We start from the raw sequence: 14,602 nt of genomic DNA on the forward strand, positions 1-14,602 counted from the left end.
CGGCACGAGGGGCGATCTCTTTGTGTCAGCGTCACTCAGGCAGGACGACCACGTAACGCCGCGGCTCGACACCGGAGGACTCCGACGTGAGCCCGGCGGCGGCGACGGCGTCGTGGACGACCTTCCGCTCGAAGGGCGACATCGGCTTGAGCGAGACCGGGGCACCGGACTCCTTGACCTTCGCGACGGTCTCCTCGGCGAGCGCCATGAGCGTCGAGCGACGGTCGGCACGGTAGCCGCCGACGTCGAGCATCAGGCGGGACCGCTCGCCGGTCTCGCGGTAGACAGCGAGCCGGGTCAGCTCCTGGAGCGCGTCCAGGACCTCACCGTGGCGGCCGACGAGCTGCTGGAGGTCGCCGCCGACGATCGAGACGGCGGCACGGTCGCCCTCGACGTCCATGTCGAGGTCTCCATCGAGGTCGGCGATGTCGAGAAGCTCCTCGAGGTAGTCCGCCGCGATGTCACCTTCCTGCTCGAGCTGCTTGAGGCGCGCGTCGTCGCTGACCTCCTCCACAGTCTCGGTCACGGTCTCGCTCACATCCTGAGTCGTCACTTGGTTCCCCCGTCCTTCTGGGTCGTGGAGCGACCGGCGCTCGTGCCGGCCTTCTTCCGCTGGCTCCTGGTCTGGCTCTTGGGCTGGGTGCGCTGCACGGGACGCTTCTCGGCCGCTGCCTCGTTGGCCTCGGCGATGTCGATCTCCGCGTCGGGCAGACCCTTCTTGCGGCGCTTCTCCCGATCGCGCTCCTGCTTGGCGTCGAACGCCGGCGTCCCCGGTGCAGGGTTGTTGCGGATCACGTAGAACTGCTGGCCCATCGTCCACAGGTTGGAGGAGGTCCAGTAGAGGATCGTTCCGACCGGGAAGGCGATACCACCGACGGCGAACACGACGGGCAGCACGTAGAGGAGCAGCTTCTGCTGCTGGGCGTACTGTCCGGTCATGGCATCGGCCGGCATGTTCTTCGACATCAGCTGACGCTGGGTGAGGAAGGTGGTCGCGATCATCGCGACGACCAGGAACCCGGTGAGGAAGTACGTGCTCATGTGGTCGGCCGTCGTGAACTGGTCCGACAGCAGCGAGCCGAGCCAGGTCGACGTCGCGAACTCGTGCGCGGCCTCGTCGCTCAGGAAACCCTTGCCGATACCGTCCGAGGCGTGCTCGAGCATGCGGAACAGCACGAAGAAGATCGGCATCTGCAGCAGCAGCGGCAGGCAGGACGCGAACGGGTTGGTGCCCGAATCCTTGTAGAGCTTCATGGTCTCGTTGGCGAGCTTCTCGCGGTCGTGACCGTACTTCTTCTGCAGCTCCTTGACCTTCGGCTGCAGCAGCTGCATGTTGCGGCTGGAGTTGATCTGCTTCACGAACAGCGGGATCAGCAGCGCACGGATGGTCACGGTCAGGCCGACGATGGCCAGGGCCCACTGCCAACCTTCAGACGGGATGACGTACGAGAACGCCTTCTGCCATACGAGCAGGATGCCCGAAATGGCGTAATACAGCGGTGTTGCGATCCATCCGAACAGATCGCCTATGGCTCCCACGGAATCAGGCTCCTCGGTTTGGGGAGTCCGCACTTACACGGACCAGGTCTTCAGGGTCTCTTCGCATTTTCTGCGGGGTCGGTACGGGATCGAAGCCCCGGGTCTTCGCCCAGGGGACGCAGCGGGCCAGACGGCGCGCCGTCAGCCAGCTCCCGCGCCAGGGGCCGTGCGTCTTGACGGCCTCGAGCCCGTACGCCGAGCACGACGGGTAGTAGCGGCACACATCGCCGTAGAGCGGACTGATCAGAGTCCGCCATACGTGAAGCAGTCCGACCAAGGTGTAGGCCACCGCGGCGTTCACTCCACGCACCAGCGACCTCATCGGAGCACTCGCTCCAGGCAGCGCCGCAGATCGACGCCCAAGGCGTCGTAGTCGGCGTCGGCGGCAGCAGGCAGTGCACGGACCACAAGCACAGCAGAGCCCGGGAGTCCGCTCAGGGACTCCCGGGCCTGGTGACGCAGTCTGCGCTTCACACGATTCCGGACGACGGCCGGACCGACGGCCTTGCTCACCACGAAGCCCACCTGAGGCTCGCCCTCCCGGTCGGCATCTGGGCCGGTGCCGGGGACGAGCAGGTGGACCACCAGGCTCTTCGAGCCCGCGCGCTTGCCTCGTCGTACTGCTTCTTTGAAGCCCGACGAATCGACTAGTCGGTGGCGACGTGGCAGCACGCGCGTGGTGGCTGAGGCCGGGGCCTCAGACGGTCAGGCTCTTGCGACCCTTGCCGCGGCGCGCAGCGAGGATCGCGCGGCCGGCACGGGTGCGCATGCGCAGGCGGAAACCGTGCGTCTTGTGACGGCGGCGGTTGTTCGGCTGGTAAGTACGCTTGCTCACGGGGTGCTTCCTTAGTGGTGTGGTGGGTGGCCGGTCGCTCTTCCGGCTGTCCTGCTTTCCAGGACCAAGAATCACGCACCCGTGGAACGGGCGACCTAGCAACGGTACGTGGACGGCGAAACCACGGTCAAACTCACGCCCTATCACACCCCTGTCATTAGTCCTCCACCTGTGGAGGACGGGTTGCCCATGACCCTCGCCAGCCGGTAGTTTCGTCCTCTACCGAGGTTTCCCTGCACATCGTCAGGAGCATCGGCCGCATTCGGGGGGATGCCATGCAGGGAACTAGTTTTCCCGCCTGACCTGCCGAAACGGTCGGATTCTCGAGGACGGCGAAGTGTCTCGGTTGGTCTCCGATGCCTACATTCGGGGATGCTCCACAGCTTGTGGAAAAGTCTGTGGAGGATGTAGACCGGACCGCTGCATGAATCCAGGCTGCATCAATAAAAGACCACCCACCCGAGCCATCAGGGAAGGCAGGAACCTGTGGAGCCCTCCGGCCTCGCGCCAGAACCACAGCCAGATCTCCAGTCCGCATGGACGAAGGTGGTCGCCGAGCTCCCGCCGAACCAGCGGGCCTGGCTCCGGGACAGTGAACCCCTCACCCTGCACGGGTCGACCGCGATCGTCGAGGTCCCCAACGACTTCACCCGCAACCAGATCGAGGGCCGCCTGCGTGGCTCCCTGGAGAGGTCCCTCGGCGAGATCTTCAATCGCGAGATCCGGATCGCGGTGACCGTGAACCCCGATCTCGACGTCACGCCGGATCCCGACACCCAGGCGATCATGATCTCCGAGCGGGAGATCGCCGCCGCGGACGCTGCCGCCGCTGCTGCCCTGCAGCAGCAGTCGGCCTTCCCGAACCAGTCGGCATATCCGAACCAGTCGGCCTTCCCGCATCAGTCGGTCTACCCGCCGAACTCGCCCGGCCTGATCCCCGGCATCCCGCCGGCGACCGCGCCCCACGACGTGCCGGGTGCGCCCGCCGCGTACTCGGCGCCGCAGGCTCCTATCGCTTCGCCGCCCGCGCAGCAGCCGGCCGCTCCCGCGGCGCCTGACGACGTACGTCCCGGGTATGGCGACATGTCGACAAATCCCCCGGCCCCTCCGGTGGCCCCCATCGAGGAGCCGGTTCCGCCGCGGCCGCTCGTCCCGGGTCCGCCTACCCGGCCGAGCGAGCCGAGCCACAACGTCCTCGAGACCCGGCTGAACCCGAAGTACACCTTCGAGACCTTCGTCATCGGGTCCTCCAACCGGTTCCCGCACGCGGCCGCGGTCGCGGTCAGCGAGGCACCGGGCAAGGCCTACAACCCGCTGCTCGTCTATGGGGAGTCGGGTCTGGGCAAGACCCACCTGCTGCACGCGATCGGTCACTACGTGCGGAGTCTCTACTCCGGCGCGAAGGTGCGCTACGTCAGCTCGGAGGAGTTCACCAACGAGTTCATCAACGCGATCCGCGACGACCGGCAGGACCGGTTCAAACGGCGCTACCGCGATGTCGACGTCCTGCTGATCGACGACATCCAGTTCTTGGAGGGGAAGACCCAGACTCAGGAGGAGTTCTTCCACACCTTCAACACGCTCCACAACGCCAACAAGCAGATCGTGCTCACCTCCGACCGTCCGCCCAAGCGGCTCGAGGCGCTCGAGGACCGGCTGCGCAACCGGTTCGAGTGGGGTCTGATCACCGACGTCCAGCCGCCTGACATCGAGACCCGGATCGCGATCCTTCGGAAGAAGGCCGCGATGGAGCGGCTCACCGCGCCGCCGGACGTGCTCGAGTTCATCGCCTCGAAGATCCAGACGAACATCCGCGAGCTCGAGGGCGCGCTGATCCGGGTGACGGCGTTCGCCAACCTCAACCGGCAGGACGTCGACCTGACCCTGGCCGAGATCGTGCTCAAGGACCTGATCCCCGAGGGCGGCGAGCCCGAGATCACCGCCGGCCTGATCATCGCCCAGACCGCTGCCTACTTCGGGCTCTCGATCGACGAGCTCACCGGGCCCTCCCGTGGGCGTCACCTCGTCATGGCCCGTCAGATCGCCATGTATCTGTGTCGCGAGCTCACCGAGGACTCCCTGCCCAAGATCGGCAAGCACTTCGGCGGCCGCGACCACACCACCGTGATGTACGCCGAACGCAAGATCAACCAGCTGCTCGCCGAGCGCCGGGCCGTCTTCAACCAGGTCTCCGAGCTCACCAACCGGGTCAAGATGCAGGCACGCCAGGCCTAGCTCGACCAGCAGTCGTACGCGGCCGCCGCCCCTTCCGGGCCGGCGGCCGTTTCGCGTTGTGGGATTTGCAAAACCCACAGGACGAGATTTCCCAGGTTGTCCACAGCCCACAGCCTGGGTGGAACCTGTGGAGAACCGGCCGTTCAAATGGGATGGAAAAGGGGATGGCCTGTGCACAAAACACTCAAACGGGCCGACAACTCTCCACAGCCCACAGTGACGTGCGTCATTTCAGCATGGCGTCCACATCCCCTGTGGAATCACATTTCGGGTCATGACCAGGGAAGACGCTGGTCATCCACATTTCCCACAGATGCTCTTACGACGTACGAAACTATTTACATCCATAGATCCTCCGTGAAATTCCACGAACGCCCTTCCCTGGGGACAACCCTCTCGGCGAACCGAGTGCACAGGTACGCCTGTGCAGACCCGACACAGCTGAGCGCTTACCGGTTGTCGGCGGTCCGTGGCAGGATGCGTACTCCAGGTCATGTCAACGCGGGGGCGTTCCGGAACCGGTGGCGTCTCCCGCCAAGGTTCAAGCACAGCCCGGACCGCATGTCCTCAAACGCCCCGATGTCGAGCTAGAAGAAGGACAGGTCATCGTGAAGTTCCGCGTCGACCGCGACGTGTTCGCGGATGCCGTCGCCTGGGCTGCCCGCAGCCTTCCCGTCCGCCCCAGCACCCCGGTGCTCTCAGGTCTCCTGATCGAGGCGGGTCACGAGGGCCTGGTGCTCTCGACATTCGACTACGAGACCTCCGCTCGGGCGACGCTCTCGGCCGAGGTCGCCGACGAGGGCAAGGCGCTGGTCTCGGGCAAGCTGCTCGCCGACATCTGCCGCAGCCTTCCGGCCAAGCCGGTCGAGATGGTCACCGACGGCGCCCGCGTCTCGCTCACCTGCGGGAGCGCGCGGTTCAGCCTCCAGACCATGCCTGTCGAGGACTACCCGACGCTGCCGGAGATGCCGACCGCGGCAGGCACGGTGAAGTCGGAGCTGTTCGCTCACGCCGTCGCCCAGGCCGTGACCGCCGCCGGTCGCGACGACATGCTCCCGGTGCTGACCGGCGTGCGGCTCGAGATCGAGGGCTCCACGATCTCGCTGCTCGCCACCGACCGGTTCCGGCTCTCCCACCGCGAGCTCGAATGGAACCCGGCGACTCCCGACGAGAGCCTGGCCGCGCTGGTGCCGGCGAAGGTGCTCGGAGATACCGCCAAGTCGCTGACCAGCGGCAGCGAGGTCACCCTCGCGCTGTCCACCACCGGCACCGGCGAGGGCATCATCGGCTTCGAGGGGGCGGCCGCGGGTGGCGTACGCCGCACCACGACGCGCCTGCTCGACGGCGAGTTCCCCAAGGTGCGCAGCCTGTTCCCGGCCGAGCACCTCACCACCGCGCTTGTCGACAAGGCCTCCCTGGTCGAGTCGGTCAAGCGCGTCGCCCTGGTCGCCGAGCGCAACACCGCGGTCCAGATGGTCTTCGAGGACGGCGTACTCACCCTCGACGCAGGCTCCGGTGACGAGGCCCAGGCGTCCGAGTCGATCGAGGCGACCATGGAGGGCGAGGGGCTGACCACCGGGTTCAACCCGCAGTTCCTCCTCGACGGGCTGCAGGCCATCGACGAGCAGGTCGTCGAGCTCGCCTTCACCCAGGCGCCGAAGCCGGTGGTGATCAGCGGCAAGCCGGCCGAGGGTGGCGAGGAGCCGGGCTTCCGCTACCTGCTGATGCCGCGCCGCCTGCTCTCCTGACCATCTCCCGCTCACACCTCGCTCGTAGGGTGGTCTTGTCTCGACAAGCTCGACACACGCGACAAGACAGCTCGACCACCGGATCTGAAGGAACCTCGCATGCACATCGGACTCGTCGGCCTCGGCAAGATGGGTGGCAACATGCGCACCCGGCTGCGGGAGGCTGGCCACACCGTCGTCGGATACGACCGCAACCCCGATCTCGCCGACGTGGCGAGCCTGGCGGAGCTGGTCGAGGCGCTGCCCAGCCCCAAGGTGGTCTGGGTGATGGTGCCGGCCGGTGACCCGACGCGTTCCACGATCGCCGAGCTCAAGGAGCTCCTCGGCGAGGGCGACCTGGTGGTCGACGGTGGCAACTCGAAATACACCGATGACGCCAAGAACGCTGCGAGCCTGGCCGAGAACGGCATCGGCTTCGTCGACTGCGGTGTCTCCGGTGGCGTCTGGGGTCTCCAGAACGGCTACGCCCTGATGTACGGCGGTTCCGACGAGGACGCCGCCAAGGTGATGCCCGCGTTCGAGGCGCTCAAGCCGACCGGCACCGAGGACGGTCTTGTCCACTGCGGCTCCACCCCCGGCGCCGGCCACTTCTCCAAGATGGTCCACAACGGCATCGAGTACGCGATGATGCAGGCCTACGCCGAGGGCTGGGAGCTCCTGGACAAGGTCGACATCGTCGACAACGTCCCCGAGATCTTCGCCTCGTGGCGCACGGGCACCGTCGTACGTTCCTGGCTGCTCGATCTTCTCGTCGACCAGCTGCGCGCCGACGAGCACCTCGACAAGATCAAGGGCTACGCCGACGACTCGGGCGAAGGGCGCTGGACCGTCGAGGCGGCGATCGAGAACGCCGTCCCGATGCCGGCGATCTCGGCCTCGCTGTTCGCGCGGTTCGTCTCGCGCCAGGAGGACGACCACGCCATGAAGGCGATCGCCGCGATGCGCAACGGGTTCGGTGGGCACGCGGTGATCTCGGAGTCCGAGGCCTGATTCCTCGGGGCGGTGGTCTCGACAAGCTCGACAAGCTCGACCACCGTCAGATGGGGGCGATGACTCCGGCCAGGGTGAGGATCAGGCGTACGGCGCCGTAGGCGACGAACAGTGCGAAGAGGCTGAGGACGACGGGGCTCTTCACGAGCTTGTCGAGGTCGGCGGGGCGTTTCCGGGCCAGCCGGGAGCGGACCGAGACCACGGCCAGGAGGACGATCGCCACGATGAGCACCGGCCCGAACCAGTTGCTCGCCAGCGACGAGCCGATGTCGCCGTGCATCAGGTAGACCCACGATCGCGTCAGACCGCAGCCGGGGCAGGGCAGTCCGGTGAGGGCACGGAACGGGCAGAGCACCGGGCCGTCCTCGATGCCGCCGGCCGGCAGGAGCGCCGCGATCACGATCCCGCCGACGCCCAGGGCGGCGGTGATCTCCGTGGAGCTCACCGCCGCGAGGCGCTCGCGAGGGCCGTGGCCCTGCTCAGGCAAGAGGTCTGCCGTCGGCATCTGTGAACTTTCGGGTAGCGATGAGAATGACGTCGATGATCCACCAGACATAGAGACCACCACAGGTGACCAGCTTGAGGATGCCGAGGCCGATCTGTCCGACGTAGAAGCGGTCGACACCGAGCGTACCCAGGAAGATCGAGAGGAGCAGCGCAACCAGCCACTCGCTGCGCGAGAAGACGCCCGGGATCTGTTTCACGGGAAACCACTGCTGGTCCGCGCCGAGGCTGGCCGGGGTGTCTGCCTTGATCTGGCCCGCGGCCGCCATCTGCGCGAGCTGCTCGACCGGGTACGGCCCATAGACCTCACCCATCATCGACACGTAGAACGGCCCACCTGGTGCTCCATAGGCGGGTTGCCCTGGAGGCGGGCCGTAAGGGTTGGGAGACTGGGTCATGCAGGCACCTTAACGAGAGAGGAAACACGATGTACGTCTCACACCTCTCTCTCCACGACTTCCGTTCCTATCCGAGTGTCGAGGTCCCTCTCGACGCGGGCGTCACGGCCTTCGTCGGCCGAAACGGCCAGGGCAAGACCAACCTGGTCGAGGCGATCGACTACCTCTCCCGCCTGCAGTCCCACCGGGTCGCCACCGATGCTCCGCTGGTCAGGGCCGGCGCGGAGCAGGCTGTCGTGCGCGCCGCCGTCGTGCGTGATGGTCGCACCGCGACGCTCGAGGTCGAGATCAACGCCGGCCGCGCCAACAAGGCCCGGATCAACAAGAGCCCGCTCCCCCGCACCCGTGACCTGGTCGGTCTGGTCCGCACCGTCGTCTTCTCCCCCGAGGATCTGACCCTCGTCAAGGGGGACCCCTCCGATCGCCGGCGCTTCCTCGACGACCTGATGATCCTGCGCGCTCCCCGTCTGGCAGGCGTACGCAGCGACTACGACCGTGTCCTTAAGCAGCGCAACTCGCTGCTGAAGACCGCCGGGCTCGCGCGCGGCTCCGCCCGTGAGGGTGCGCTCGCCACGCTGTCCGTCTGGGACGACCACCTCGCCACCATCGGCGCCGAGATCCTCGCCCAGCGGCTCTCCCTGGTCGACGCGTTGCGCCCCTATGTGGGGAAGGCCTACGAGACGGTCGCCCGAGGTGCCAGCCGCGACGACGCCGAGATCACCTACAAGCCGGTGGTCGAGCCTGTCGAGACCACCCCCACCGTGGAGACCCTCCGTCAAGCGATCCTCGAAGAGCTCGCGAGACGCCAGAAGGACGAGCTCGACCGCGGCATCAGCCTGGTCGGCCCCCACCGCGACGACCTCCTCCTGCACATCAGTGCCGGCGCCGAGCGCCTCCCGGTCAAGGGCTACGCGAGCCACGGCGAGTCCTGGTCGTTCGCGCTGGCGCTGCGGCTGGCGGCGTACGACCTGCTGCGGGCCGACGGCGACGACCCGATCCTGGTCCTCGACGACGTCTTCGCCGAGCTCGACAGCCAGCGCCGGGTCCAGCTGGCCGAGCTGGTCGCCGACGCCGAGCAGGTCCTGGTCACCGCGGCGGTCCCCGAGGACGTACCTGCCGCGCTCGCCGGCGCCCGCTACCACGTCAAGGCAGGCGAGGTGACCCGCGATGAGTGACGACGACCCGAGGTCTGAACGCAATGGCCTCGAGCCTGTCGAGACCACCCCGGAAGAAGACGAACCCGAGAAGCGTCCCGACGGCCTCGACCTCGCCCGCTCCCTGACCCGAGCCACCGCGAAGATGCCCGCGCCCAAGGCCGGGATGCGCAAGAAGCGACGTACGCCCGACAACGCCACGCGCCGCGGCACCGTCTCCGGAGCCCGGCCCGACGACCGCGACCCCCAGCTCATCGACTCGGTCGTGAGCCGGATGGTCAACGACCACGGGTGGGACACCTCGCTGAGAGTCCACGGGGTGATGGCCCGCTGGCCCGACATCGTCGGCGAGGAGATCGCCGACCACACCACCCCGGAGTCGTACGCCGACGGCAAGCTCTCCGTTCGCACCGACTCCACCGCCTGGGCCACCCAGCTCAAGCTGCTGGCGCCCACCTTGGTGAAGCGTCTCAACGAGGAGCTGGGTCACGGAACCGTGCTCGTCATCGAGGTCCTCGGTCCGCATCTCCCCTCGTGGAAGAAGGGCCCCCGCGGTCTTCGAGACGGCCGCGGACCACGCGACACCTACGGCTGATCCACAGTGCGAGTGACGGCGGTCGCTGACTGCTAACCTCCGGATCGCCGCAATACATCGGGTTCAGCGGCCCACTTCTCCGCTCGGATCCGAAGGTGTCGTCGTGTTGTTGCGTGCCCCTGGCGTTGTGCTGTCGTTGTCCTCGATCTCCGCTGCAGCGTTGCTCTGTCTTCAGAGCACTCCGGCAGGTGCGGTGGACGAACCCCTCACCTGCCAGGGCAAGGTCGTGAGCGTCGACCTGTCCGCCGGCCAGGCGGCCACAGAAGGCGATGACGTGATCTGGGCAGCCGCGGTTACGAGTGGAACGATCGACGGCCTCGGCGGAAACGACACCATCTGCGGGCCCGACGGCAACCACGGCAGTTCGTCCGCCGTGATCTACGGCGGGGATGGTGACGATGCCATCGAGAGTGGACATGGCCGCGATGTCCATGGCGGGCCCGGAAACGACACGATCAACGGTGGCAATTCCAAGGTCTATGGCGAGGGCGGGGCCGATCAGATCACCGGAACCTCCTCGACCTACATGATCTTCGGTGGCGAGGGTGATGACGCCATCCATGCCCAGGGAGCCAGTACGTGGGGCGATGAGGGCAACGACTCGATCTACTGTGATGACGAGGGGACGATCTCGAGCTTCCGTGGTGGCGCAGGCAGTGATCGGATCGACTGCTCCGGAAGCTACCAGGCCGCGCTCTACGGCGACGGGGACGACGATGTCCTCACCGGTGGTGGGGAGCTTCGCGGTGGGCTGGGGGCGGATGCGCTCACAGCGCATGCAAGTGGAAGCCACCTCTACGGTGGGCCGGGCGATGACACCGTCAGCGGTGGGTCAGGGCGTGACTGGATCGTCCTCGAGCCAACTGCGGGTGCGGATCTGATCCATGGGTCCGGCTCCGTGGACACCCTCGACCTGAGGCTGATCGACGCTCCCGCGAAGGTCGACCTGGCGATGGGGGTCCTGGACATCGGCGGCACCGTGGCGACGGCGACGGGCATCGACGCGATCTTCGGCTCCGGCTACGACGATGTGCTGATCGGATCGGCCGCCGACGAGTCTTTCCAGGGTGGCGCCGGCCGCGATCAGATCACGGGCAGCGGTGGTGCAGATGTCATCCACGGCGATGAGGGCGACGATGCTCTCATCGGTGGCGATGGCAATGACATGGTGCGTGGCCATGACGGAGCGGATCGGCTGGTAGGAGGCGTCGGTGACGACGTGGTCATCGGCGAGGTCGCTGACGCCATCAGCGACGAGTCGGGGAACGACGTCGTCGACTTCGCCGACTCCGAGGTCGCCATCAGGTACGACGCAGGCACCAGGACGGTGTCGGCCGGTGATCGATCCCAGCAAGTCTCCGGGTTCGAAGGTGTCGTCGGATCGACCTTCGATGATGTCCTCAACGGCTCCGAAGGTGTCGACACCCTTTTCGGCGGGGCCGGCCAGGACACCATCGACGGACGTGACGGTGACGATGTGCTCGATCATCAGGATGCGCTGCCACCGGGGCTGACGGCGTACGAGGGCCGCGACACCACCGCGGGCGACGACCATGTCACGGGCGGGCCAGGGGCGGACCTGCTCGGATCCGTGGTGCCGACAGCCGACACATTGATCGGCGGAGACGGCGACGACCAGATGTGGTCGAGCAAGGTCGCCCTCCCCGGGTCGGGAGCAGATGTGGTGCACATCACCTACGGCGAGGGGTGGGTCGGAGAGGTCTCGTATGCCGACGTGGCTGGGCCGGTGAGTGTGAATCTGACCGGTTCCACCGGGTCGATCGCCGTGTCCGGCGCCGGCAACGACGTGATCACCAGCGATGTCCGCGACTGGAGCCCCGACCTCAGGGCATTCACCGGATCGCCCGCGGCCGACGTGATTGTCGGAACCTCGATGAGGGAGACACTGGCCGGTGGCGCCGGCAACGACACCATCAAGGGCGGCTCTGGGAACGACGTTCTCCGCGGCGGAGTCGGTGACGACACCCTCGACGGTGGATACAGCACGGACTGGCTGGACGGGGGCCCCGGCGATGACCACATCGACGGCGGCCCTGGCACCGAGAAGGACCGGGTGAGCTACGAGTCTGCGCCCACAGCTGTGACTGTCGATCTGAACCTCGATGCCCCGATCGACACCGTGGGAGGGGGCACCGATGAGATCGTCCGCGTCGAGGATGTGACTGGATCGGCGTACGACGACACCCTCACCGCACTTGCCACAGGGAGCAGCCTTGACGGCGGCGACGGAATGGACCTGCTGAAGAGCGGACCGGGCGACGACTGGTTCTCCGACTCGACCTCCATCGTGTCGTTCGAGGCGGCTGATGGTCCCGTAGTCATGTCGGTCGACTCCGCCACGGGGCATGGCAACGACTACGTCGGCAACTATCGCCGGATCGTCGGCACCAACCATGACGATGACATCGAGCTCGGGTCCATCGCGTGTGGTGCTGACGGAGGTCCGGGCTCTGACCGCCTGACGGTGATGAGCAGCTGGAACCATTGCGACGAGCACTGGGACCTTGATGGTGGTGACGGGGATGACACGTTCGTCATCGACCCCGATCTCACGGACAGGACTCAGGTCGAGGTACGTGGGGGTCCCGGGATCGACACCGTCTCCTTTGCCGATACCCAGGCTTCGGCCCCGAAGGGCGTCCGCTATGTCGTCAACGGACCCGTCAGTGCGCTCGGCCACCAGATGACGAAGGTGGGTGCGTCGACCACGGAGAACGTGATCGGAACTTCCGGGCGCGACTACCTGACGGGTGACGCAGGGGTCAATCGCATCGACGGTGGTAGTGGTGACGACGACGTGGCCGGAGCAGGTGGCCGTGACTCCCTGGACGGGGGCGAAGGCACCGACACGGTGTCGTACCACACTGAGCCGGGCCCGGTCCGGGTCGATTTGTCCGAGGTCGGCGGACCAGTAGCGCCGGACACTCTTTCAGGGCTCGAGGGCGTGATCGGCTCGAACTACGATGACAAGCTGACCGGTGACAGCGGCGCGAACGCGCTCCGTGGCGGCCGCGGTGACGATGTCATCGACGGTGGCGCAGGCGACGACGTGATCGCTGGGGACGAAGGACGTGACACCGCTTCCTTCGCGAGCGCCACGGCCGGGGTGCGGGCTTCAGCCGCGACGCAGGTGTCGGCGGCACGTGGTGCGGGCGATGACGAGCTCGTCTCGATCGAGGATCTCGAGGGAAGTGCCTACGACGACAAGCTCACGGGCGATGGCGGGAGCAACACCCTCTCGGGAGGCGCCGGGAATGACACGCTCGCCGGCGTGGGCGGCTCCGACGTCGTCCTCGGAGGAGCGGGTGACGACGACCTGTCCGGTGGCGACGGTGATGACGCCCTGCGTGGCGACTCAGGGAACGATCGCGTCACCGGAGGGAACGGCATCGACAGGGCGTCTTTCAGCACGGCGACCAGCGCGGTCCGGGCGAACATGACATCAGCGTCCGGCGGCGCCGAAACTGACTCGATGACAACGGTCGAGGCACTCACCGGCAGCAAGTACTCGGACACGTTGACCGGTGGGAGCGGCGCCGACTCGTTGGCCGGCGATGCCGGCGACGACACGTTGGTCGGTGGCCATGGCAACGACCGGCTCTCCGGCGGTAGCGGCAACGACACCTTCCGGATCGTCGGGAACACGATGCCGACGATGAGCGACACCTCGGGAAGCGATCACATCGATCTCAGCCAGCGCGGCACCGGTGCGTACCTCGCCATCCCCACGGGGATCGAGAAGGTCACCGGGACCAGATACGCAGACCGGATCGTCGGAAACAGCGGTGCCAACTACATCCAAGGGGGTGCCGGCAACGACACGATCTACGGCAAGAGTGGCAACGACTCGATCTCGGGCGGTGACGGCAACGACGTGATCGATCCCGGCACGGGAAACGACTCGATCTCGGGCGGAGGTGGCACCGACAAGCTGACGTACGCCAGTGCCACAGCGAGGGTCACCGTGCGACTGAACACCACCGCTGCCCAGGGCACAGGAGGAAGTGGCACTGAGCGGATCTCATCGATCGAGAGCCTCACCGGCAGCTCCTACTCGGACACGCTGATCGGCAACTCTTCTGCAAACGTCCTCTCAGGTGGTGCGGGCAACGACACGATCCGTGGCGGGGGTGGCAACGACTACGTCGATGGTGGAGTCGGACACGACAAGCTATACGGCGACTCGGGTGACGATCGGCTCTTCGGCAGCACCGGCTACGACTACTTGTACGGAGGCGTCGGTCGGGACTACGGCGATGGCGGTCCCGGTGCGGATCATCTGTACGGCATCGAGCGCCGACCGTAGCTGTGGTGGACACATGTTCGAGGCCTACCGCGTGGACCGCGATCTGCCGCTCTAACGGGCTCTTGGACGTATAGGGACTCATCCGGCCCCCTGCTGAGGGCGCAGAGACACCGTCAGGAGACGCACAGACGCTCATTTCGGTCACCGTTCCCCCTCAGGAGGGCCGGCGTGCGTGGAATCTGGGGGTCTACGGGGTAATATAGGGATTGGGTCGATCGTCCAAGGTTTCACCTTCCCGGCGCTGGTCGGCCCGTTGCATGCCCGACCGACACCATGT

At 66.8% G+C, this 14,602-nt stretch carries 13 protein-coding genes; 6 read left to right on the forward strand and 7 right to left on the reverse strand.

What is annotated here, in order from left to right:
* Window positions 1-31: 31 nt before the first annotated feature.
* Genes ACFU7D_RS11575 through rpmH form a run of 5 tightly spaced genes read right to left on the reverse strand, consistent with a single transcriptional unit; the run spans window position 32 to window position 2,374 of the window.
* On the reverse strand, window positions 32-538 hold the full coding sequence (locus ACFU7D_RS11575) for a protein jag (RefSeq protein WP_378867211.1): 507 nt from the start codon (window positions 536-538) through the stop codon (window positions 32-34).
* Between the two features lie 11 nt (window positions 539-549).
* Window positions 550-1,539, reverse strand: a complete 990-nt coding sequence (gene yidC / locus ACFU7D_RS11580; RefSeq protein WP_378725134.1) for a membrane protein insertase YidC — start codon at window positions 1,537-1,539, stop codon at window positions 550-552.
* A gap of 4 nt (window positions 1,540-1,543) precedes the next feature.
* Entirely contained in the window at window positions 1,544-1,861 is a 318-nt protein-coding gene (gene yidD / locus ACFU7D_RS11585) for a membrane protein insertion efficiency factor YidD (protein WP_357333644.1), read from the reverse strand.
* Entirely contained in the window at window positions 1,858-2,211 is a 354-nt protein-coding gene (rnpA, locus tag ACFU7D_RS11590; RefSeq protein WP_378725131.1) for a ribonuclease P protein component, read from the reverse strand. Before rnpA ends, yidD begins: the two co-directional genes overlap by 4 nt.
* A 25-nt stretch (window positions 2,212-2,236) precedes the next feature.
* Window positions 2,237-2,374, reverse strand: coding sequence for a 50S ribosomal protein L34 (rpmH, locus tag ACFU7D_RS11595; protein ID WP_091044043.1), 138 nt, complete (start codon window positions 2,372-2,374; stop codon window positions 2,237-2,239).
* 546 nt (window positions 2,375-2,920) lie between these two features.
* Between rpmH and dnaA the strand changes: the two genes are divergently transcribed.
* The 3 genes from dnaA (at window position 2,921) to gnd (ending at window position 7,347) form a co-directional block, all read left to right on the forward strand.
* Window positions 2,921-4,609 carry a chromosomal replication initiator protein DnaA gene (dnaA, locus tag ACFU7D_RS11600; RefSeq protein ID WP_378867149.1) on the forward strand — a complete coding sequence of 563 codons (1,689 nt, stop codon included), beginning with the start codon at window positions 2,921-2,923 and terminating at the stop codon, window positions 4,607-4,609.
* 608 nt (window positions 4,610-5,217) lie between these two features.
* Window positions 5,218-6,357 carry a DNA polymerase III subunit beta gene (gene dnaN / locus ACFU7D_RS11605; RefSeq protein ID WP_008355535.1) on the forward strand — a complete coding sequence of 380 codons (1,140 nt, stop codon included), beginning with the start codon at window positions 5,218-5,220 and terminating at the stop codon, window positions 6,355-6,357.
* A 99-nt stretch (window positions 6,358-6,456) separates the two neighbouring features.
* Window positions 6,457-7,347 (forward strand): phosphogluconate dehydrogenase (NAD(+)-dependent, decarboxylating), encoded by an 891-nt coding sequence (gnd, locus tag ACFU7D_RS11610; RefSeq protein WP_091044035.1) that lies wholly within the window; start codon window positions 6,457-6,459, stop codon window positions 7,345-7,347.
* A gap of 46 nt (window positions 7,348-7,393) precedes the next feature.
* Here gnd and ACFU7D_RS11615 read toward each other — a convergent pair whose 3' ends face one another.
* Together ACFU7D_RS11615 and ACFU7D_RS11620 are read right to left on the reverse strand one after the other, a co-directional pair.
* A complete protein-coding gene (locus ACFU7D_RS11615) occupies window positions 7,394-7,852 on the reverse strand; it encodes a DUF2752 domain-containing protein (protein WP_378867152.1) in 459 nt (152 codons plus the stop codon).
* Entirely contained in the window at window positions 7,827-8,249 is a 423-nt protein-coding gene (locus ACFU7D_RS11620) for an NINE protein (RefSeq protein WP_378725121.1), read from the reverse strand. The genes ACFU7D_RS11615 and ACFU7D_RS11620 overlap by 26 nt, the downstream gene beginning before the upstream one ends.
* A gap of 29 nt (window positions 8,250-8,278) precedes the next feature.
* Between ACFU7D_RS11620 and recF the strand changes: the two genes are divergently transcribed.
* The 3 genes from recF to ACFU7D_RS11635 all read left to right on the forward strand — a co-directional run bounded on the left by recF (window position 8,279) and on the right by ACFU7D_RS11635 (window position 14,325).
* A complete protein-coding gene (gene recF / locus ACFU7D_RS11625; RefSeq protein WP_378867155.1) occupies window positions 8,279-9,424 on the forward strand; it encodes a DNA replication/repair protein RecF in 1,146 nt (381 codons plus the stop codon).
* On the forward strand, window positions 9,417-9,998 hold the full coding sequence (locus ACFU7D_RS11630) for a DUF721 domain-containing protein (RefSeq protein ID WP_378867158.1): 582 nt from the start codon (window positions 9,417-9,419) through the stop codon (window positions 9,996-9,998). Before recF ends, ACFU7D_RS11630 begins: the two co-directional genes overlap by 8 nt.
* A 193-nt stretch (window positions 9,999-10,191) precedes the next feature.
* The gene (locus ACFU7D_RS11635) at window positions 10,192-14,325 is read left to right on the forward strand and encodes a hypothetical protein (RefSeq protein ID WP_378867161.1); all 4,134 of its coding nucleotides are present in this window, start codon (window positions 10,192-10,194) and stop codon (window positions 14,323-14,325) included.
* Window positions 14,326-14,602: the final 277 nt, after the last annotated feature.

It is taken from the genome of Nocardioides sp. NPDC057577 (assembly GCF_042801335.1).
Lineage (GTDB): Bacteria > Actinomycetota > Actinomycetes > Propionibacteriales > Nocardioidaceae > Nocardioides.

What these genes read in the sequence shown, in the direction of transcription:
- gnd (WP_091044035.1), top strand. Translation starts at nt 6,457, where the DNA reads ATGCACATCGGACTCGTCGGCCTCGGCAAGATGGGTGGCAACATGCGC.
- recF (WP_378867155.1), top strand. Translation starts at nt 8,279, where the DNA reads ATGTACGTCTCACACCTCTCTCTCCACGACTTCCGTTCCTATCCGAGT.
- ACFU7D_RS11615 (WP_378867152.1), bottom strand. Translation starts at nt 7,852, where the DNA reads ATGCCGACGGCAGACCTCTTGCCTGAGCAGGGCCACGGCCCTCGCGAG.
- yidD (WP_357333644.1), bottom strand. Translation starts at nt 1,861, where the DNA reads ATGAGGTCGCTGGTGCGTGGAGTGAACGCCGCGGTGGCCTACACCTTG.
- ACFU7D_RS11620 (WP_378725121.1), bottom strand. Translation starts at nt 8,249, where the DNA reads ATGACCCAGTCTCCCAACCCTTACGGCCCGCCTCCAGGGCAACCCGCC.
- ACFU7D_RS11630 (WP_378867158.1), top strand. Translation starts at nt 9,417, where the DNA reads ATGAGTGACGACGACCCGAGGTCTGAACGCAATGGCCTCGAGCCTGTC.